The organism is Rhodovulum sp. FJ3 (genome assembly GCF_032918305.1).
Taxonomy (GTDB): Bacteria; Pseudomonadota; Alphaproteobacteria; order Rhodobacterales; family Rhodobacteraceae; genus SAT37.
The window spans coordinates 694,994-714,195 of the sequence record NZ_JAWJUU010000001.1; the positions used below are offsets into that span (position 1 = coordinate 694,994).

Here is a 19,202-nt window from a genome sequence, read left to right on the forward strand (position 1 = left end):
CTAGGGGTGCTTTTCGACCTGCCCCGACACGCCCGACCATCCGCCCGGCAACAGGGATTGCCCCAGCACGCGTTCGGGGTTGGTGGGCGGCGGCATTGTCACCCCGTGCATCCGTTCAAACCCGAACCGCGCGTAATAGGGCGCATCCCCGACCAGCAACACGCGTTCCCAGCCGATGTTGCGGGCACGCTCGAGGCTGTCTTGGATCAACAGCGCGCCAAGGCCTTCGCCCTGATGCGTGGGGTGCACGGCCACCGGCCCCAGCAACAGAACCGGCGCGCCCCCGACCAGAACCGGCCAATAGCGGATTGCACCGGCGATGATCCCCAACTCATCACGGGCCACCAGACACAGATCCCCGACCGGCGCCACGCCGTCGCGCAGACGATAGGACGACAGGGCCTCACGACCTGGCGCAAAGCACAGATCATAGAGCGCCTCGACCTCCCACCAGTCGTCCTTGGTTTCCCGCGTCAGGGTAATCATACCCGCCTCATGCATTTGTTTGTGGATCGTGGCGTAGCACGGCGCTAGGTCTGGGGCAAACACGTCAGAACGGAGATCACATGTTCTATCGCCCCGAACAGGGCCACGGCCTGCCCCATAACCCGTTTAACGCCATCATTACGCCGCGTCCGATCGGATGGATTTCGACCCGTAGCAGTGACGGTCAGGATAACCTTGCGCCCTATTCGTTTTTCAATGGCGTCGCCTATGAACCGCCGCAGGTGATGTTCTCATCCACCTCGGCCAAAGACGACCGCGGCGACACCAAGGACAGCGTGGCCAACATCCGCGACACCGGTGTGTTCTGTGTGAACATCGTCCAATACGACATGCGTGACGCGATGAATGCCTCGTCCGGCCCGTGGGACAAAGAGGTCGACGAATTTGACCTAGCCGAGATTGAGCGCGCGGAATGTGAGGTCATCGCCTGTTCCCGCGTCGCCGGTGCGCCCGCCGCGTTGGAATGCAAACTGACCCAGATTGTCCCGCTGGAGGGCACGTCGAACTTTGCCGTGTTCGGTCAGGTAGTAGGCGTCCACATCCGCGACAATGTTCTGGTGGATGGCATGATCGACGTCACTAAATACCTGCCGCTGGCGCGTCTGGGCTATCGCGATTACGCCTATATCGACCGGCCCTTTACCCTGAAACGGCCCAACGAAACCTGATCACAGGACCGGCGGTTAGTCTGCGTTTTCCTTTAGAAAACCACGGATGAACCGCCGGATTTCCCGCGCGGCACTGGTGTCCATGTCCTTGCACAGCTCGACAAACGCGTCGCGCTCTTCCTTATCAAGGCGAAGGACCAGTTGGCTGTCTTTTTTCCCAGCCTTCTTTTTTTCAGACTTTTTGTTCACGCCGAATCCTTAGGCCTTGAAATAAGGTTATGCAATGTATATACATAACATATGCAACCGCAGTACCTTTTTAACGAGTTAAACCAGAAGGATAAAGTAAAATGAACCTCTACTCTGCAAAACAGATGCTGGTTCGCGATCAGATGGACTGGAACAAGCCGCACCTGAACTGGCTGCCGGACTGGGCCTATCGTCTGTTCCGTGAGACAAAGCACTAAGGTAAACGCGCGTTCGGCACATGCTTGTGCCGCTCCGAGGGGGGCGCGGCGCATTCTTGCGAAAGGACGCTATTTGGGCCAGAACGGGGGCTGACCTGACCATCTCCCGAGGCCCGACATGATCCAGAAAAACTCTGTTCAGGACTATATCCGTACCATCGTCGATTTCCCGCATGAGGGGATCATGTTCCGCGATGTGACGACCCTGTTTTCCGATCCGCGCGGATTTCGCATGGCGATTGACCAGATGCTGTTGCCCTATGCGGGGATGGCGATTGATAAGGTCATCGGCCTTGAGGCACGGGGGTTTATCCTTGGCGGCGCAATTGCGCATCAGTTGACCAAGGGGTTCGTGCCCGTGCGCAAAAAGGGCAAATTGCCCGGCACCACCATCAGCGAAGAGTATCAACTGGAATACGGCCAAGCGGTCGTTGAAATCCACGATGACGCCATTCAACCGGGTGAGCGCGTCTTGCTGGTCGATGACCTGTTGGCGACGGGCGGCACCGCCGAGGCGGGGATCAAGCTGGTCGAACGTCTGGGCGGTCAGATCGTCGGATGTGCCTTTATCGTCGATCTGCCGGATCTGGGCGGACGTGCGCGGCTAGAGGGCATGGGCATGGATGTCCACGCCCTCTGTGCCTATGAGGGCCTGTAAGACGCCTCAGGGGCGCACATAGGCGTATCCCTCTTCCTGTAGCTGGATCAGACGCACAACGCCCGAGGGAACCACGGTCGCCTCCTCCATCAGGGTGATGTCGTGGCCGGCCTTGGCGCTCATCGCGCGCAGGGTGTTCCCGCAGGCCGCAAAGGACAGGTTGTCCATCTCAAGGCTCATGGTGCTGATACGGTCGGCAACAGGGCTTTTACCCGGTACATACATGTTCAGACCGGGGCCATAGGCGACCACCTCAATCACCACCTCATCGCCGACGGACGCATAATAATTGGCGACGTTTTTGGCGTTATTCAGGGCCATGTTCATCACCTGCGGATCGTTCTGATCGACATGGATCGCGACGTGATGGGTCATGCCCTCGGCCCACGCACCCGTCGCCATGACGCCCGCAAGCACGGCGCCCATTACAAATTTTTTCATGACTGTTCCTCCCTTGAACAGGAACAGCTTAGGCGCAGATCACACCCACACATAGAAAAATCTGAATTTACGCAGAAACGATGACGCCGGGGTTCATGATGCCCTGCGGATCCAATGCGGATTTGATCGCACTGATCAGGGCAACCTTGGTCGGATCTCCGTATTTCTGCAAATCCTTGACCTTCAGTCGTCCGATGCCGTGCTCGGCACTGACCGAGCCGCCCATCTCATGCACCAGATCATGCACACAGGCCTTTACGTCCCCGCGCAGGTGATCGAAGGCATCGCGGGTCTGACCGGCGGGCGGAAAGACGTTGTAATGCAGGTTTCCGTCACCCAGATGGCCAAAACAGTTGATCCGCATCTCCGCGATTTTGCCCAAGGCAGCACCGCCACGGGTGATGAATTCGGGAATCGCACTCAGCGGCAGGGAAATGTCATGGGACGAGATGGACCCGATCACACGGTTCGCCGCCGGAATGTTTTCGCGCACGGCCCAGAATTCCTGACGCTGGGTTTCGGATTGCGCCACAAGGCCGTCGGTCACAAGGCCCTGCTCAAACGCCTCGGCGAACAAGGTCTCCAGCGCCTCTTGCGGATCCTGCCCCGCCGCCATGCCCAGATCGATCAGAACCATCCAATCGGGCACATCGTCAAACGGCAAACGGACCTGCGGCATCGCCTCGGCCAGAAAATGCAAACCCATCGCCCCAATCAGTTCAAAGGCCGACACGCTATTGCCCAACAGCTTGCCCGCCAGCGCCAAGAGGTCCAGCGCGGCCTCGGGTCCCGGCACGACCAACAGGCCCGCGCCGGTTTGTTCGGGCTGCGGGAACAACTTCAGGCTGGCCGCGGTGATGATGCCCAACGACCCCTCGGACCCGATCAGGAGGTTCTTCAGATCATAGCCGGTGTTGTCCTTGCGCAGACGGCTGAGGCCGTTCCAGATCGACCCGTCAGGCATCACCGCCTCAAGGCCCAGACACAGGTCGCGCGCATTGCCATAGCGCAGCACGTTCACCCCGCCCGCATTGGTCGCAAGGTTCCCGCCGATCCGCGCTGTGCCTTCGGAGGCCAGGGACAGGGGGAAAAGGCGACCCTGTTCTTCGGCGGCGGCCTGAACCTCGGCCAGGGTCACACCCGCCTCAACCACCATCGCGTTTTCCACGGGATAGACGCCACGAACGGCGTTCATACGTTCAAGCGTCAGAACCACCGGCGCGGGGCCGGTCTCTTGCACCTGACCGCCGACAAGGCCCGTCCCCCCGCCATAGGGCACGACCCCGACATTGGCCGCCGCACAGGCGCGCACGATCGTCGCGACTTGTTCAGTCGTTTCGGGGGCCAGCAACGCCGCGCCCTGCCCCGTGAACCGACCGCGCGGTTCTTCCAGATAGGCGGGGGTCAGTTCGCGAAAACAGGTGGCGGGCAGATCCCCGCGCAACGTGTCGATAAATTCCGGCGTCGCGGCGTTCAGCATCACAATATCCTATTAAAAACGGGCGAGTGCCCTACCCGATCGAGGTGCGCCCACGGCGGTCACTGCGCAAATTGGCATAGAGCACGTGGTTGCGCCAGCGCCCGTCGATTTGCAGATAGCTTTGGGCGACGCCTTCGTATTTGAACCCTGTCTTTTCCAGAACCCCGCGCGAGGCGCTGTTTTCCGGCAGGCAGGCGGCCTCAAGCCGCGACAGGTCCATCTCGTTAAAGGCGTAATGCACAACGGCCTCAAGACCCTCGCGCATGAACCCGTGGCGCGCGTATTTCTGGCCGATCCAATAGCCAAGCGTGCCGGATTGCGCCGGACCCGTGCGGATGTTGTCCAACGTGATCGCCCCCAAAAGGGCGTTATCGTCACGGCGGATCATGAACAGTGGCACGGCGGTCCCTTGGGCAAGGGCACGGCTGGCCCAATAGACGCGGTTGGTAAAGGCGCGGCGGGACAGGTGGTCGGGGGCCCACTCGGGCTCCCACGGGGTGAGAAAGGCCTGACTCTCGCGGCGCAGGGACGACCACGGCACGAAATCCCCATGCGTCGGCAAACGCAAGGTCATGCGTGGCGTTTCGATCCGTACCTTGCGCCGACGGGTGAACATCAGGCTGCGATCTTCTCCTTTATGGCCTCAAGCCGAGGCGCGTCCTCTACCGGACCATAAAGGGCCATCGCCGCACGTCCAGAGGTAATCAACCCTTCGCCAAACGCCTTGACGTCACCGGTGGTCACCGCGTCGATGCGCGCGATGGTCTCGTCCAGCTCGGGCACACGGCCCCAGATCGCGATGTTGCGGGCCAGACGTTCGGCGCGCGAGGACGGGCTTTCCAGCCCCATCAACAGGCCTGCCTTCATCTGGGCGCGGGCGCGACCGACCTCAGCCGGGGTGATGTCACCGGCGGCGCGGATCATCTCATCCACGGTCAATTCGGCCAGATCGGCGACCTGCGATCCCGACGTACCGGCATAGAGCGTCACCATGCCCGTGTCGGCATAGGCACCGGCTTGCGCAAAGATCGAATAGCACAGGCCGCGCTTTTCACGGACCTCTTGGAACAGACGGGACGACATCCCGCCGCCAAGGGCGCTTGCGTAAATCTGGGCGGCATAGATCGACGGATCGCGGTAGCCGGGGCTTTCAAACGCGAGGGTGAAATGCGCCTGTTCCAGCGGCTTGATCATCCGCTTTTCCCCACCGGCAAAGCTTGCCCCCGTGGGTTCCAGATGGCCCGCCGGTTTCAAACCGCCAAACAGGGCCTCGGCCATGCGCACGATTTCGTCGTGATCAACGGCACCTGCGGCGGACAGGATCATCTGATCCGGTGCATAATGTTCGCCAACGAAACCCGACAGGTCATCACGGCTAAAGGCGCGGACGCGTTCGGCGGGGCCAAGGATCGAGCGACCCAATGCCTGTTCGGGATAGGCCGCCTCTTGCAGCCAGTCGAATACGATATCGTCGGGCGTATCCAGAACCTGCCCGATTTCCTGCAGGATCACGCCGCGCTCAACCTCGATCTCGTTCAGATCGAAGACCGGGTTCAAAACGATGTCGGAAATCACATCAAGCGCGAGGGGCACATCGGCCTCAAGCACGCGGGCGTAATAGGCGGTCATCTCGCGCGAGGTATAGGCGTTGATATAGCCGCCCACGTCCTCAATCGCCTCGGCGATCTGCAGGGCGCTGCGTTGCGAGGTGCCCTTGAACGCCATGTGCTCAAGGAAATGGGCAATGCCATTCTGTTCGGGACGTTCGTGACGGCCACCGGCCATCACCCAGATACCCAAAGCCGCCGATTTCAGACCCGGCATGGATTCCGTCACAATGCGGAACCCGTTCGACAGTGTGTGCAGCTCTACGCTCAACCGCGTCGCCCTTCTTTGATCAGTGTCTGAATGGCCGCCAGATCGTTTTCGACGCGTGTCACGCGCTCGGGCAGGTCAAACAGGTTTTTCATACGTTCGGGCAGCGCGGGACGCTGATGGACCGCCTGTTCCACCGCATCCGGGAATTTCGCCGGATGCGCCGTGGCCAAGGTGATCATCGGCACCTGCGCGTCCTGATGTTCCTCTGCAACTTTTACACCAACCGCCGAATGGGGGCACAGCACCTCACCCGTGGCGGCAAATTGTTCGGTGATGGTGCGCGATGTCTCATCCTCGGAACAACGGCCCGAGGTGAACACGTCCTGCAAACGCTGGAGCGCGCCTTGGCTGATCGTGAAGCCACCCTCGGCCTTGAGTTCATCCATCAACTGCGTCACCGCCGCGCCATCACGGTCATAGGCGTCAAATAGCGCGCGTTCAAAGTTCGATGAGACCTGAATGTCCATCGACGGGCTGATCGAGGGGGTGACGCCCTGCTTGATATAACCCTTGCCGCTGATCGCGCGGTGCAGGATGTCGTTCTGGTTGGTCGCGACGACCAGCTTGCCAATCGGCAGGCCCATGCGTTTCGCGACATAGCCCGCAAAGATGTCACCAAAGTTGCCGGTCGGCACGGTGAAATCAATGGTGCGGTGCGGCGCGCCAAGGGACACAGCCGACGAGAAATAATAGACGACCTGTGCCAGAACCCGCGCCCAGTTGATCGAGTTCACACCGGCCAGACCGACCGCATCGCGGAATTCGAAATCGTTGAACATGTCTTTGACCGCCGCCTGACAGTCATCGAAATCCCCATCAACCGCGATGGCGTGCACGTTGTCATCGGCGGGCGTGGTCATCTGGCGACGCTGCACATCCGACACGCGGCCATGCGGGAACAGGATGAACACATCGACATTGTCCAAACCGCGGAAGGCCTCAATCGCGGCACTGCCCGTGTCGCCCGAGGTCGCGCCGACGATGGTCACGCGATCACCCGAACGGCCAAGGGCCGCTTGGAAAAGCTGACCGATCAGCTGCATCGCGAAGTCTTTGAAGGCCAGAGTCGGGCCGTGGAACAGTTCCAGCAGGAAATGGTTCGGGGCCAGTTGCACCAGAGGCGCGCGCGCCGCGTGGCCGAAACCGGCATAGGCGCGGGCGATGATGTCTTTGAATTCCGTATCCGTGAACGTGTCGCCGATATAGGGGCGCATCACGCGGAACGCGATCTCCTCATAGGACTGACCGGCCATATCGGCGATCTCGTCCGAGGAAAAGGTCGGAAAGCTCTCGGGCACATAGAGGCCACCGTCGCGGGCCAGACCCGTCAGCATCGCCTGTTCAAAGTTCAGTTCCGGCGCATTGGCGCGCGTGGAAATGTATTTCATCTCTTGCCTCTTAAACCTGTTGGCGTCTGATACGCCACAAAAGCAGCCCTGTCATCCCCAGCCAAATCGCGGCCAGTGAAAACCACGTAATCGCATAGCTACGGTGATCATTGGGGATGCCCGAACTGTCCACGGGCCACGGGGAAATCGCGGGATCGGCGGGGGTGATAGACCGCGCAACGATCAACACTGGTTCCGTGTTCAGGGTGGCGGCCATATCGGGCACCTGTCGCGCGAACCAAAGGCCGCCGTCGATATCGGGCTCGGGGGTGAAATTGCTGATCTCGTCGGGCCAGTGCAGGTTACCGACTACGGTGACGGGACCATCGGGAAACGCACCGGGCGCATCACCGTTTTTCAGGAACCCGCGATCGACCATGATCTGACGCCCGTCGACATCGAGTACGGTGATGATGCGATGGCCCGCGCCGATGATCTTGCGGCTGGCCAGAACACGCAGACCGCGGGGTTCAAACGTTCCGGTCACGGTGACGGGCATGTACTTGTCCGCCTCGGGGTCGGGTGTTTCCGGCAGGGCCACAGGCGCGTCGCCGATGCGCGCATCAATCTGGGACAGGATGTTTTCCTTCCACGCAAGGCGGTCCAATTGCCACTTTCCGAGGCTCATCAGAATCGCCGCGCCCAGCAGGCCAAACAGCAGCGGAACGATCATTCGTTTGGTCATAGTCCCTCACAGCAAAGGCGCGGGGTTTCCCCCGCGCCCGTTGTTCTTTCACACTTGTTTCGCAAATGCGAGAGGCGTTTAGCCGCCCCAGATGTATACGGCTGCAAACAGGAACAGCCAGACAACATCAACAAAGTGCCAGTACCAAGCGGCGGCTTCGAAACCGATGTGCTTTTCCTGGGTAAAGTCGTTCTTCAGCGTCAGACGCAGCAGGCAGATGAACAGGAAGATCGTACCGATCAGAACGTGCGCGCCGTGGAAACCGGTCGCCATAAAGAAGTTGGCACCATAGATGTTGCCCGAGAAGCCGAAGGCCGCGTGGCTGTATTCGTAGGCTTGGAACACGGTGAACACAGCGCCCAGAGCAATCGCAAGGATCAGACCGTTGCGCATGTCTTTGCGGTTGTTCTCATGCACCAGAGCGTGGTGGGCCCAAGTTGCCGCCGCACCCGAGCACAACAGGATCAGCGTGTTGATCAGCGGCAGGTGCCACGGGTCAAACGTCTCGATGCCAACCGGCGGCCATACACCGTCAACGGCGGGGCTTTCCGGACCCATGGGGTACAGGGCGTGTTTGAAGAAGCTCCAGAACCACGCAACAAAGAACATCACCTCGGACATGATGAACAGGATAAAGCCATAGCGCAGACCGATACGCACCACGGGGGTGTGATCGCCAGCGCGGCTCTCGGAAACAACGTCCGACCACCATGCGAACATGACGTAGGCGACCATGGCCAGACCAACGAGGAACATGGCGATGCCTTCATCATGCATCAGACGCACAGCGCCGTAGAGCATGATCAAAGCGCCAACAGCACCCAGAAACGGCCAGATGGACGGGTTGATAATGTGATAGTCGTGGTTTTTCTCATGCGCCATGATGGGTCCCTCGCCTGAGACGTCAGTTAAAGTTTTGTTTTGTTTCGGGGCCGTCGTACAGGGTCACCTGTGCCTCGGGCAAGTCGATCTCGTGGAACGTATAGCTAAGCGTGATCGTATGCACGTACTTGCCTTCGCGGTCTTCCACGATTTCGGGATCGACGTAAAAGGTGACCGGCATCTGAATGCGTTCACCTGGTTGCAGGACCTGCTCGGTAAAGCAGAAACAGTCGATCTTGGTAAAATAGCCACCCGCCGCAAAGGGGGCGACGTTGTAGCTTGCCGAACCGGCAACGGGCCGGTCGGTCGGGTTGTAGGCCTCGTAAAAGGCCAGACCGGTTTCCCCGATCTTGAGTTCCATTTCACGCTGGGCCGGCTTGAATTCCCAAGGGAAGTCACGCTCTTTGCTGGCGTCAAAGCGCACCTTGATGGTTTCCTCAAGGACCACGTCCGAGCCCGCATCCGCCTGCAGCGTCTCACCGCCATAGCCGGTCACGCGGCAGAACAGGTCATAAAGCGGCACCGACGCCCAGCCGAGCGAGCCCATGAAGGTCACCACAGCCAACAGCTTCACAACCGTTTTGGATTTCGCCTTGTCCGTCATTGCGCCTCCACGGCCAGTTCGGGGCGAACAACGTGGTCAAAGCCCTGCAAACTGGATCCTTCAGAAATTTTGACGATCGTCAGGCCGAAAACAAGCAGGACAAAAGCAATAAGCACCCCGCCAAGCCCCATATTGCGGCCGAAACGACGTTTATGCAGTTCATGATCCTTGCGGAATTCGCTTACCATGTGCCCACCCCGAAATCGGCCAGAGCCACGCCCACCATCAGGGCGACAAAGTGCAGGAACAAGTAGACCAGCGAAAAGCGGAAGAATTTCTTTTCCACTTTGTACTCGTCTGCGACGGCAGCATCCTCATCACGGCGCCAGATGGTGATCGCGCCCTTGATGAACAGCGCGTTCAGAACCACCGACATCGCCAGATACAGCGGGCCACCGATCGAGGTCGCCGCCAAAGCCAGAGCCATCGGCGCAAGCAGCAGCGTGTAAACCAGAATATGCGTGCGGGTGGTCTTGCGGCCGTGGGTCACGGTCAACATCGGCACACCGGCGTTGGAATAGTCGTCCTTCATGAACAGGGCCAGCGCCCAGAAATGGGGCGGCGTCCACATAAAGATCAGGACGAACATCAGAACGGATTCGACGCTGACACCACCGGTGGCCACAGCCCAGCCGATCATCGGAGGGAACGCGCCCGCCGCACCACCGATCACGATGTTCTGCGGGGTCGAGCGTTTCAGCCACATGGTGTAAACGACAGCGTAGAAAAAGATGGTAAAGGCCAGAAGACCGGCCGCAACCCAGTTGGCCGCCAGACCCAGCATCAGAACAGACAGAACCGACAGGGCCAGACCAACCGACAAAGCCTCACCCGCCGTAACGCGGCCCGACGGGACGGGGCGTTTCGCGGTGCGACGCATCACGGCATCGATATCGGCATCCCACCACATGTTCAGCGCGCCAGAGGCGCCGCCGCCGATGGCGATGAACAGGATCGCGGTGAAGGCAACGAACGGATGCACGGAAACAGGCGCGACAAACAGGCCCGCCAGCGCCGTGAACACCACCAGCGACATCACGCGCGGCTTGAGCAGCGCGATGTAATCGCCGAATTCGGCTTCATTACTGTGATCGATAAGGGTCGTGGTATCGGTCATTTCTGCCCCCTGCTGGGTGGACTGGCCGCGTGGGCCAGCCCGCCTTGCGGAGTTTACTCGGCCGACGCGACGGTCAGCGTGCGCGGGGTGCCGGCGTATTCGTCAATCGCGCCGTTCAGCCATGCGTCGTAGTCCTCTTGCGACACAGCGCGAACCACGATGGGCATGTAGGCGTGTGCAATACCGCAGAGTTCCGAACACTGGCCGAAATAGACACCTTCCATGCCTTCGTCGACTTCGAACCACAGTTGCGCCAGACGACCCGGAACAGCGTCCTGTTTCACGCCAAATGCGGGGATGGTCCAGCTGTGGATCACGTCAGCACCGGTCACGGTCATGACAACCTTTTTGCCGGTCGGGATGACAACGGCGGTGTCGGTCGCCAGCAGGTGATGCTCGGGCGCGTAACCGTAATCGGCCAGTTCGTCCTCGGCCAGCATGAAGCTGTCAAAGGCGAAATCGTGGTCGGTGTATTCATAGCCCCAGTACCACTGGTAGCCGGTGACCTTGATGTTCACATCCGCCTCGGGGATGGTCTGTTGCTTGAACAGAACCGGCAGCGAGAAGGCGCCAATGACCACAAGGATCACCAAAGGCACGATCGTCCAAGCCACCTCAAGCGGGGTGTTGTGCGTAAAGGTCGAGGGCGTCGGGTTCGCCTTGCGGTTAAAGCGGACAATCACGAACAACAGAAGCGCGGTCACGAAGATCACGATCGCGGTGATGATCACCAAGATCAGCGAGTTCAGGCCCTGCAGGTCACGGGCCAGTTCGGTCGCGGCGGGCTGAAAGCCCAGCGCCTTGTCGGTCGGAATGCCAACAACCTTCAACCCGTCCACAGTGTCCTGAGCCAGAGCCGAAGTCGCGGTAAAAGTAGCAGCAGCTGCGGCCATAAAGCCGTTGCGCAAAGTAGAGATCTGCATCGTCTTTCCCTGTATCATCAGCGGCACGTCAGCCGCGACACGGCGCCAAAATTTCGGCATACCGTTGTGTTCCCGCGCCCCAAAAACCATATTAAGCCGAATGAAACAAGCAAGATTGTTGCGGCAAGTAGCCGCGATAGCCCTTGGAAAATACTGATATTACGGACGCATCTATGCAGCACCCCCGATTCTCGCCGTTTTCTGATACTTTGGAACTAGACGCGGCGCTTGATACGCTACGAAAGGCCACGGACGGGGCCGATGACGGCGAGCTGTTTCTGGAACGCCGCCGGTCCGAGGCGCTTGTTCTGGACGACGGGCGAATCAAAAACGCCAGTTACGATGCATCCGAGGGATTCGGCCTGCGCGCCGTGAAAGGCGACGTCACCGGCTATGCCCACTCCAGCGAGTTAAGCGAAAGCGCCCTGCGCCGCGCCGCCGAAACCGCGCGTTTGGCGGTGGGCGATGGCGGCGGTGTTATTGCCGACGGGCCGTGCGCCACAAACACTATACTATATAGTGACACCGACCCGCTGACCGAAACGACGTTCAAGGTCAAAATCGACACCCTGCGCGAGATCGATGCCTATGTCCGCGACATGGACCCCCGTGTGGTACAGGTCAGCGCGACCCTGTCGGGATCATTGCAAGAGGTGTTCATCCTGCGTCCCGACGGGCAATTGGTCCAAGACACCCGCCCGATGTCGCGCCTGAACATCTCGGTCATCCTCGAAGAAAACGGTCGCCGCGAATCCGGTGGCCACGGCGGCGGCGGGCGCACCGGTATCTTGGGTCTGATGAAGCCCGAGCATTGGCAGGGCGTCGCGAAACAGGCCCTACACGTGGCACAGGTCAACCTGCGCGCCATCCCCGCCCCCGCCGGTCAGATGAGCGTCGCGCTTGGCGCCGGTTGGCCGGGGATTTTGCTGCATGAGGCCGTCGGCCACGGGCTGGAGGGCGACTTCAACCGCAAGGGCACATCCGCCTTTGCCCAACTGATGGGCAAGCGCGTCGCCTCACCCGGCGTGACGGTTCTGGACGATGGCACCATCCCCGACCGACGCGGGTCGATCACCGTGGATGATGAGGGCACGCCCTCGGGCAAAAACGTGTTGATCGAAGACGGCATTCTGGTCGGCTACATGCAGGACCGTATGAACGCGCGTCTGATGGGCGTTGATCCCACCGGCAACGGGCGTCGCGAAAGCTATGCCCATGTGCCGATGCCGCGCATGACGAACACCTATATGCTGGGCGGGGATGTCAGCCCGGGCGATATCGTGGGCGATGTCAAAGACGGGATTTACGCGGTCGGGTTCGGCGGTGGACAGGTGGACATCACCAACGGCAAATTCGTCTTTAGCTGCACCGAGGCCTATCTGGTCAAGAACGGCCAAATCGGTGAACCGGTCAAAGGCGCGACCCTGATCGGCGACGGCCCCACCGCGATGCAGCAGATTCGCGCGATCGGCAACGACATGGAACTGGATCCGGGAATCGGGAATTGCGGCAAAGCGGGCCAATGGGTGCCCGTCGGCGTTGGACAACCGACCCTGCTGATCGACGGTTTGACCGTTGGCGGCTCGGCCACCTGAACCGCTAAGCAACTGAAATCGTTCTGTTTCAACGAGGTCCGCTAAAATTATCGCGCATTATGCCCGAATTTTAGCGGACCTTTACCGCGCGTTAACCTTCTTGCGGCCAATCTGTCCCCACGAATGAGACGGAGCCGAGCCAAAGTGCCAAACACCCCTTCCGATCACCCCCTCGCACCACCCACCCAGGAAGAGGCATTGATCGCTTGGCTCCGTCTTATTCGGTCGCGCCGTGTCGGCCCGACCACCTTTTTCCGCCTGATGTCCGAACATGGCAGCGCCGAGGCCGCCCTTGACGCCCTCCCCGGTGTCGCGCGGGATGCGGGCGTCAGCGATTATCAGGTCTGGTCAGAGGAAGGCGCACGCGCCGAATTACGCGACGGGCATCGGATGGGCGCGCACCTGATTGCCTATGGCACGCCCGAGTATCCCCGCGCCCTGATGTCCCTGTCCGATGCCCCACCCCTGATCTGGGCAAAGGGCGACCTATCCCTATTGAACCGCTCTACCGTCGCAATGGTTGGCGCGCGCAACGCCTCATCCCTCGGGCTGCGGATGACGCGAAAACTGGCGACCGAATTGGCCGAGGACGGGCATGTGATCGCATCCGGTCTGGCGCGCGGGATCGACACCGTGGCGCATGAGACGACGATCGAAACCGGCACAATCGCCGTTCTGGCTGGCGGGATCGACGTGGTCTATCCCCCCGAAAACGCCAAACTGATGAATCAGATCGCCGAGAAGGGCCTGTTAGTTAGCGAGAGCATGATCGGCCTGCGCCCGCAGGCCCGCGATTTCCCCCGTCGCAACCGGATCATTTCCGGTCTATCCCGTGCCGTTGTGGTGATTGAGGCCGCCGCCAAATCCGGTAGCCTGCTGACCGCGAAAAATGCCCTCGATCAGGGGCGCGAGGTTCTGGCGGTGCCCGGTCATCCGTTCGATGCGCGCGCGTCGGGGTGCAATATGTTGATCAGGGACGGGGCGGTTTTGGTGCGCGATGCCAAAGATGTGATCGACGCCCTACCGGCCGAGGACACCCCATGGCCCGACCCCGTCGCCAACATCGCACCAGAAACACCCGTGCCCCCCGCCGAACCCGAAAAACGGACCCTGCGCGAAACGGCGCATCTGCACCAAGAAATCCTTGATCGCCTTGGGCCCTCCCCTCTGGCCGAGGATCAGTTGATCCGCGATCTGAACCTGTCGGCGGGTCAGGTGTCCCCCGCCCTGACTACGCTGGAATTGGACGGGGAAATCACCCGACAACCCGGTGGATTGGTGTCGCGCGCGGTGTGATCCCTGCCGCCCGCCTGATGCGCGCGCCCATCGTTTCCCCCTTTGCATCCGCCCCGACCGGCACTAGGTTCCAAAGCATCGCATTGACAAGTGGTGCCCCCACGGCCCATGTGAGGCCCGCACCGGCCAGTGTTGCGAGTCGAAAGGAATTTCATGCCAGTTGTCGTCGTCGAATCCCCAGCCAAGGCGAAAACCATCAACAAATATCTTGGCTCGGCGTATACGGTACTTGCCTCATACGGCCACGTCCGTGACCTGCCGCCCAAGGATGGATCGGTCGACCCCGAGCATGAGTTTGCCATGACTTGGGAGGTCGGCAGCGACAGCAAAAAGCACGTCAAAGCCATCGCCGACGCCCTGAAAGACGACAACAGCCTGATCCTCGCGACCGACCCCGATCGCGAAGGTGAGGCGATCAGTTGGCACCTCGAAGAGGCGCTGCGCAAACGGCGCGCCATTAAAAAGGACACCGAAGTCAAGCGCGTGGTGTTCAACGCGATCACCAAATCCGCCGTGACCGAGGCCATGAAAAACCCGCGTCAGGTCGATGAGGATCTGGTGCACGCCTATCTGGCGCGCCGCGCGTTGGACTATCTGGTGGGCTTTAAACTGTCGCCCGTTCTGTGGCGCAAATTGCCTGGCGCGAAATCGGCGGGCCGTGTGCAATCGGTCTGTCTGCGGCTGATCGTTGAGCGCGAGATGGAGATTGAGGCGTTCCGCGCCCGCGAATATTGGACCGTCAAGGCGATGCTGGAAACGCCGCGCGGCCAACAGTTTGAGGCGCGCCTGACCTCGCTGGCGGGTAAAAAGCTTGAGAAATTCGATCTAGAGAACAGCACCGCCGCCGAAATGGCCGTCCAAGCGGTCACCAGCCGCGATTTGACCGTCGCTGCGGTTGAGGCCAAACCGGCAAGCCGTAACCCCTCGCCGCCCTTTATGACCTCGACCCTGCAACAAGAGGCCAGCCGCAAGTTCGGCTTTGGCGCGCGCCAAACCATGAGCGCGGCCCAGCGTCTCTATGAGGCCGGATATATCACCTACATGCGGACCGACGGCATCGACATGGCGCCCGAGGCGATCACCGCCGCGCGCGATGCAATTGGCGACCGCTATGGCAAGGAATACGTGCCCTCGTCCCCGCGGGTGTACAAGAACAAGGCGAAAAACGCCCAAGAGGCGCACGAATGTATCCGCCCGACGGATATGACCAAAGACGCCGCCGCCCTGAAAATTTCCGATGGCGATCAGGCCAAGCTGTATGATCTGATCTGGAAGCGGACGCTGGCCAGCCAGATGGAAAGCGCGCGGATGGAACGCACCACCGCGATTATTTCCAGCGCCGACAAACAGGTTGAACTGCGCGCCACCGGTCAGGTCGTCCTGTTCGACGGGTTCCTGCGCGTCTACGAAGAAGGCCGCGATGACGTGGTTGAGGACGACGACAAACGTCTGCCCCAACTGGCCCAAGGCGACAAGACCGCCAAAAAGGACGTCACCCCCGAACAGCATTTCACCCAGCCCCCGCCCCGCTTCACCGAGGCCACGCTGGTCAAACGCATGGAAGAGCTGGGCATCGGGCGCCCGTCCACCTATGCCAGCATCGTCACCACCATTCAGGATCGCGGCTATGTTCGCAAAGATGCCAACCGCCTGATCCCCGAGGACAAGGGGCGCTTGGTCACGGCGTTCTTGGAGAATTATTTCCGTCGCTATGTGGAATATGAATTCACCGCGAACCTAGAGGGTGAGTTGGACGATGTATCCGCAGGTGAGCTGGACCATATCGACGTTCTCAGCCGCTTTTGGCGCGATTTCTCGGCGGCGATTGCCGAAACTGCCGATCTGCGGATTACCGAGGTTCTGGACAAGATCGACGAGGTGCTTGCGCCCCACTTGTTCCCGCCGACCGAAGACGGCAGCGATCCGCGCGTGTGCCCCAAATGCGGTGCGGGCCGGTTGAACCTGAAAACCGCACGCTCTGGCGGTGCGTTTATCGGGTGCTCGAACTATCCCGAGTGCCGCTATACCCGCGCCCTGTCGACATCGGGCGATGATGGGACGGCGGAACTGGATGGCAAGGTCCTTGGCCATGACGGCGAGGATGAGATCACCCTGCGCGTGGGTCGCTTTGGCCCCTATGTGCAAAAGGGCGAGCCGACCGAAGACGTGCCCAAACCTCCGCGCGCCAGCCTGCCCAAGGGCTGGAAGCCCGAAGAGATCGATTTCGAAAAGGCGCAGATGCTGCTCAGCCTGCCGCGCCCCATCGGGCAACACCCCGAGGACGGTGAATTGGTCGAGGCGGGCATCGGTCGCTATGGCCCCTTTGTCAAACACGGCAAGGTCTATGCGAATCTGCCAGAGGTTGACGAAGTGTTTACCATAGGCATGAACCGCGCCGTTGAGGTTTTGGCGGAAAAGGCGTCGCGTGGCCGTGGTCGCGCCGCCGCCGCACCGCCCCTGAAAGAGCTGGGCGAACACCCCGAAAGTGGCGGCGCCGTCAACGTAATGGCAGGGCGCTATGGTCCTTATGTTAAATGGGAAAAGGTCAATGCGACCCTGCCCAAAGACGTAGAACCGACCGACGTCACCATGGAGATGGCCGTTCAGTTGATTGCGGAAAAGGCCGCAAAAAAAGGGACCCGCAAAAAGAAATCCTGAGTTTCTGCAGGGCGGCATATTGTTGACATTGTCACCTAGCAAGGCGACAAATCACCCGTGAGAATAGGGGAGAATTCCATGAGTAAGGTTTATGGCAGTGCCGCCGAGGCCCTTGATGGGCTTTTGACGGATGGCATGCTGATCGCCGCGGGTGGCTTTGGCCTGTGCGGTATTCCCGAGCTGTTGATCGACGCGATTGTCGACAGCGGCGTCAAGGATCTGGAAATCGCGTCCAACAACTGTGGCGTGGACGGGTTCGGTCTGGGCAAACTGCTCGACACCAAACAGATCAAAAAGATGATGTCGTCCTATGTGGGCGAAAACGCTGAATTCATGCGTCAGTACCTGTCGGGTGAGCTGGAGCTGGAATTCAACCCTCAGGGCACCTTGGCCGAGCGCATGCGCGCCGCCGGTCACGGCATTCCGGGCTTTTACACCAAAACCGGTGTGGGCACCGTGATCGCCGAGGGCAAAGAGCACAAAGAGTTCAACGGCGAGACCTATATCCTCGAAGAGGGTATTTTCGCCGACCTGTCGATCGTGAAGGCATGGAAAGCAGACGAGAGCGGCAACGCCATCTTCCGCAAAACCGCCCGCAACTTTAACCCGCCTGCGGCCATGTGCGGCAAAATCTGCGTGATGGAGGTCGAGGAAATCGTCCCCACCGGCAGTCTGGACCCCGACCACATCCACCTGCCCGGCATTTATGTGCACCGCCTGATCCAAGGTGAGCACGAAAAACGCATCGAACAGCGCACGACGCGCCCGCGGGAGGAAGCATAATGCCTTGGGATCGCAATCAGATGGCCGCGCGCGCGGCAAAAGAACTGCAAGACGGCACCTATGTGAACCTCGGCATCGGCATTCCGACGCTGGTTCCGAACTTTATCCCCGAGGGGGTGACGGTGACCTTGCAATCGGAAAACGGGATGCTTGGCATGGGGCCGTTTCCGTTCGAGGGCGATGAAGATCCCGATCTGATCAACGCCGGCAAGCAAACCATCACCGAGGTCCCGAACACCGCCTATTTCGATAGTGCGACGTCGTTTGGCATGATCCGTGGCGGCAAAATCGCTATGGCGATCCTTGGCGCGATGGAAGTCGACGAAAACGGCGATCTGGCCAACTGGATGATCCCCGGCAAGCTGGTCAAAGGCATGGGCGGCGCGATGGATCTGGTGGCTGGTGTTGGCCGCGTGGTTGTCGTCATGGACCACACCAACAAGCACGGCGACAGCAAGGTTCTGAAATCCTGCACCCTGCCCCTGACCGGTAAGGCCGTGGTTAACCGCATCATCACCAACCTCGGCGTCATGGACGTTGTTGAGGGCGGCCTCAAGATCGTGGAACTGGCCGATGGCGTCACCGAGGAAGAGCTGCGCGCAGCCACCGAGGCCACCATCGTCGGTTAATCCGCAAGGACATTCTAGAAATAGAAACGGGGGCCGCTTGGCCCCCGTTTTCATGTCGGCCCCTTGCGGGACCGACGATGTTATATGCGGTCGATTAGTCTTCGTCGTCCAGCAGTTCAAAGATCGCAGCAGCGCGGTCATTTACAGCTTCGCCCGAGAACTGGGTGACATAGCCGAGTTTCGACAGGCCGCTGTTGCTGTCGCTTGCATCTTCCAGCTCTGCAAAGATTTCAGCAGCGCGGGTGTTTACGACGTTGCGGGTCGAAACCGATACGTTCGAGGGCGAGGTGGCTTCGTCGATGACGTAGGCCGACAGACCTTCGTTAAAGCCATCCGATTCCAGAGTCAGTTGTGCTTGGATTTCAGCAGCTTTCTGGTTGGCAAAGCCCGGAGCTTTGATGGTGTCAGCAAAAGCCGGAACAGAAGCACCAGCGATCAGGGCGGTAGCAAGTACGATACGTTTCATTGTGTAGTCTCCAAATTTTTGTCTTCGCGGACTGTCCCGCGGTCATGACATTGATTTGGGGTCTATGATCGAAACATCAATGCACACCAACCCTAAAAGTATCCGATTTTATGTGCACTTATGCACGATCAATGTGT

The 19,202-nt window shown here is 60.2% G+C and carries 21 protein-coding genes; 7 read left to right on the top strand and 14 right to left on the bottom strand.

All coding sequences use genetic code 11. From position 1 onward, the window contains the following. The gene (locus R1W00_RS03530; RefSeq protein ID WP_317261333.1) at positions 1–486 is read right to left on the bottom strand and encodes an N-acetyltransferase; all 486 of its coding nucleotides are present in this window, start codon (positions 484–486) and stop codon (positions 1–3) included. An 80-nt stretch (positions 487–566) separates the two neighbouring features. Here R1W00_RS03530 and R1W00_RS03535 point away from each other — a divergent pair, with 80 nt between their 5' ends. After that, positions 567–1,175: a flavin reductase family protein gene (locus tag R1W00_RS03535; RefSeq protein WP_317261334.1), complete on the top strand. Its 609-nt coding sequence runs from the start codon at positions 567–569 to the stop codon at positions 1,173–1,175. 15 nt (positions 1,176–1,190) lie between these two features. Here the strand turns inward: R1W00_RS03535 and R1W00_RS03540 are convergent, their stop codons facing one another. Further along, positions 1,191–1,364, bottom strand: a complete 174-nt coding sequence (locus R1W00_RS03540; protein ID WP_317261335.1) for a hypothetical protein — start codon at positions 1,362–1,364, stop codon at positions 1,191–1,193. Between the two features lie 336 nt (positions 1,365–1,700). Here R1W00_RS03540 and R1W00_RS03545 point away from each other — a divergent pair, with 336 nt between their 5' ends. Then, entirely contained in the window at positions 1,701–2,240 is a 540-nt protein-coding gene (locus R1W00_RS03545; protein ID WP_410901516.1) for an adenine phosphoribosyltransferase, read from the top strand. 6 nt (positions 2,241–2,246) lie between these two features. Here R1W00_RS03545 and R1W00_RS03550 read toward each other — a convergent pair whose 3' ends face one another. The 11 genes from R1W00_RS03550 to coxB form a co-directional block, all read right to left on the bottom strand. Next, positions 2,247–2,681, bottom strand: a complete 435-nt coding sequence (locus R1W00_RS03550; RefSeq protein WP_317261336.1) for a DsrE family protein — start codon at positions 2,679–2,681, stop codon at positions 2,247–2,249. A 67-nt stretch (positions 2,682–2,748) separates the two neighbouring features. After that, positions 2,749–4,161, bottom strand: a complete 1,413-nt coding sequence (locus R1W00_RS03555; RefSeq protein ID WP_317261337.1) for an FAD-binding oxidoreductase — start codon at positions 4,159–4,161, stop codon at positions 2,749–2,751. A 31-nt stretch (positions 4,162–4,192) separates the two neighbouring features. Next, positions 4,193–4,777 carry a GNAT family protein gene (locus R1W00_RS03560; protein WP_317261338.1) on the bottom strand — a complete coding sequence of 195 codons (585 nt, stop codon included), beginning with the start codon at positions 4,775–4,777 and terminating at the stop codon, positions 4,193–4,195. Next, positions 4,777–6,039, bottom strand: a complete 1,263-nt coding sequence (locus R1W00_RS03565) for a pitrilysin family protein (protein ID WP_317261339.1) — start codon at positions 6,037–6,039, stop codon at positions 4,777–4,779. Before R1W00_RS03565 ends, R1W00_RS03560 begins: the two co-directional genes overlap by 1 nt. Further along, positions 6,036–7,427: a threonine synthase gene (gene thrC / locus R1W00_RS03570; RefSeq protein ID WP_317261340.1), complete on the bottom strand. Its 1,392-nt coding sequence runs from the start codon at positions 7,425–7,427 to the stop codon at positions 6,036–6,038. Before thrC ends, R1W00_RS03565 begins: the two co-directional genes overlap by 4 nt. Positions 7,428–7,437: 10 nt before the next feature. Further along, entirely contained in the window at positions 7,438–8,112 is a 675-nt protein-coding gene (locus R1W00_RS03575) for an SURF1 family protein (RefSeq protein ID WP_317261341.1), read from the bottom strand. A 78-nt stretch (positions 8,113–8,190) separates the two neighbouring features. Beyond that, on the bottom strand, positions 8,191–8,994 hold the full coding sequence (locus tag R1W00_RS03580) for a cytochrome c oxidase subunit 3 (RefSeq protein WP_317261342.1): 804 nt from the start codon (positions 8,992–8,994) through the stop codon (positions 8,191–8,193). Between the two features lie 22 nt (positions 8,995–9,016). Beyond that, positions 9,017–9,598, bottom strand: coding sequence for a cytochrome c oxidase assembly protein (locus R1W00_RS03585; protein ID WP_317261343.1), 582 nt, complete (start codon positions 9,596–9,598; stop codon positions 9,017–9,019). Then, positions 9,595–9,786 carry a hypothetical protein gene (locus tag R1W00_RS03590; RefSeq protein ID WP_317261344.1) on the bottom strand — a complete coding sequence of 64 codons (192 nt, stop codon included), beginning with the start codon at positions 9,784–9,786 and terminating at the stop codon, positions 9,595–9,597. The genes R1W00_RS03585 and R1W00_RS03590 overlap by 4 nt, the downstream gene beginning before the upstream one ends. Continuing rightward, on the bottom strand, positions 9,780–10,715 hold the full coding sequence (cyoE, locus tag R1W00_RS03595) for a heme o synthase (protein ID WP_317261345.1): 936 nt from the start codon (positions 10,713–10,715) through the stop codon (positions 9,780–9,782). The genes R1W00_RS03590 and cyoE overlap by 7 nt, the downstream gene beginning before the upstream one ends. Positions 10,716–10,768: 53 nt before the next feature. Beyond that, entirely contained in the window at positions 10,769–11,638 is an 870-nt protein-coding gene (gene coxB / locus R1W00_RS03600; protein ID WP_410901517.1) for a cytochrome c oxidase subunit II, read from the bottom strand. Positions 11,639–11,811: 173 nt separating this feature from the next. Between coxB and tldD the strand changes: the two genes are divergently transcribed. From tldD to R1W00_RS03625, 5 genes are all read left to right on the top strand, one after another. Continuing rightward, a complete protein-coding gene (gene tldD / locus R1W00_RS03605) occupies positions 11,812–13,233 on the top strand; it encodes a metalloprotease TldD (RefSeq protein WP_317261346.1) in 1,422 nt (473 codons plus the stop codon). A 201-nt stretch (positions 13,234–13,434) separates the two neighbouring features. Beyond that, complete coding sequence (dprA, locus tag R1W00_RS03610) at positions 13,435–14,529, top strand: DNA-processing protein DprA (RefSeq protein WP_317261601.1); 1,095 nt, start codon at positions 13,435–13,437, stop codon at positions 14,527–14,529. 153 nt (positions 14,530–14,682) lie between these two features. Beyond that, positions 14,683–17,187: a type I DNA topoisomerase gene (topA, locus tag R1W00_RS03615; protein ID WP_317261347.1), complete on the top strand. Its 2,505-nt coding sequence runs from the start codon at positions 14,683–14,685 to the stop codon at positions 17,185–17,187. 78 nt (positions 17,188–17,265) lie between these two features. Continuing rightward, entirely contained in the window at positions 17,266–17,970 is a 705-nt protein-coding gene (locus tag R1W00_RS03620) for a CoA transferase subunit A (RefSeq protein WP_317261348.1), read from the top strand. After that, positions 17,970–18,599 carry a 3-oxoacid CoA-transferase subunit B gene (locus R1W00_RS03625; protein ID WP_317261349.1) on the top strand — a complete coding sequence of 210 codons (630 nt, stop codon included), beginning with the start codon at positions 17,970–17,972 and terminating at the stop codon, positions 18,597–18,599. Before R1W00_RS03620 ends, R1W00_RS03625 begins: the two co-directional genes overlap by 1 nt. A 94-nt stretch (positions 18,600–18,693) precedes the next feature. On the opposite strand, the gene R1W00_RS03630 is transcribed toward R1W00_RS03625, so the two are convergent. Then, the gene (locus R1W00_RS03630; protein ID WP_317261350.1) at positions 18,694–19,065 is read right to left on the bottom strand and encodes a hypothetical protein; all 372 of its coding nucleotides are present in this window, start codon (positions 19,063–19,065) and stop codon (positions 18,694–18,696) included. Positions 19,066–19,202 lie beyond the last annotated feature (137 nt).

Excerpts from the sequence above, each read along its gene's own strand:
- R1W00_RS03530 (WP_317261333.1), bottom strand. The coding sequence starts at position 486 with ATGATTACCCTGACGCGGGAAACCAAGGACGACTGGTGGGAGGTCGAG.
- R1W00_RS03535 (WP_317261334.1), top strand. The coding sequence starts at position 567 with ATGTTCTATCGCCCCGAACAGGGCCACGGCCTGCCCCATAACCCGTTT.
- R1W00_RS03545 (WP_410901516.1), top strand. The coding sequence starts at position 1,701 with ATGATCCAGAAAAACTCTGTTCAGGACTATATCCGTACCATCGTCGAT.
- R1W00_RS03550 (WP_317261336.1), bottom strand. The coding sequence starts at position 2,681 with ATGAAAAAATTTGTAATGGGCGCCGTGCTTGCGGGCGTCATGGCGACG.
- R1W00_RS03555 (WP_317261337.1), bottom strand. The coding sequence starts at position 4,161 with ATGCTGAACGCCGCGACGCCGGAATTTATCGACACGTTGCGCGGGGAT.
- R1W00_RS03560 (WP_317261338.1), bottom strand. The coding sequence starts at position 4,777 with ATGTTCACCCGTCGGCGCAAGGTACGGATCGAAACGCCACGCATGACC.
- thrC (WP_317261340.1), bottom strand. The coding sequence starts at position 7,427 with ATGAAATACATTTCCACGCGCGCCAATGCGCCGGAACTGAACTTTGAA.
- R1W00_RS03575 (WP_317261341.1), bottom strand. The coding sequence starts at position 8,112 with ATGACCAAACGAATGATCGTTCCGCTGCTGTTTGGCCTGCTGGGCGCG.
- R1W00_RS03580 (WP_317261342.1), bottom strand. The coding sequence starts at position 8,994 with ATGGCGCATGAGAAAAACCACGACTATCACATTATCAACCCGTCCATC.
- R1W00_RS03585 (WP_317261343.1), bottom strand. The coding sequence starts at position 9,598 with ATGACGGACAAGGCGAAATCCAAAACGGTTGTGAAGCTGTTGGCTGTG.
- R1W00_RS03590 (WP_317261344.1), bottom strand. The coding sequence starts at position 9,786 with ATGGTAAGCGAATTCCGCAAGGATCATGAACTGCATAAACGTCGTTTC.
- cyoE (WP_317261345.1), bottom strand. The coding sequence starts at position 10,715 with ATGACCGATACCACGACCCTTATCGATCACAGTAATGAAGCCGAATTC.
- coxB (WP_410901517.1), bottom strand. The coding sequence starts at position 11,638 with ATGCAGATCTCTACTTTGCGCAACGGCTTTATGGCCGCAGCTGCTGCT.
- tldD (WP_317261346.1), top strand. The coding sequence starts at position 11,812 with ATGCAGCACCCCCGATTCTCGCCGTTTTCTGATACTTTGGAACTAGAC.
- topA (WP_317261347.1), top strand. The coding sequence starts at position 14,683 with ATGCCAGTTGTCGTCGTCGAATCCCCAGCCAAGGCGAAAACCATCAAC.
- R1W00_RS03620 (WP_317261348.1), top strand. The coding sequence starts at position 17,266 with ATGAGTAAGGTTTATGGCAGTGCCGCCGAGGCCCTTGATGGGCTTTTG.
- R1W00_RS03625 (WP_317261349.1), top strand. The coding sequence starts at position 17,970 with ATGCCTTGGGATCGCAATCAGATGGCCGCGCGCGCGGCAAAAGAACTG.
- R1W00_RS03630 (WP_317261350.1), bottom strand. The coding sequence starts at position 19,065 with ATGAAACGTATCGTACTTGCTACCGCCCTGATCGCTGGTGCTTCTGTT.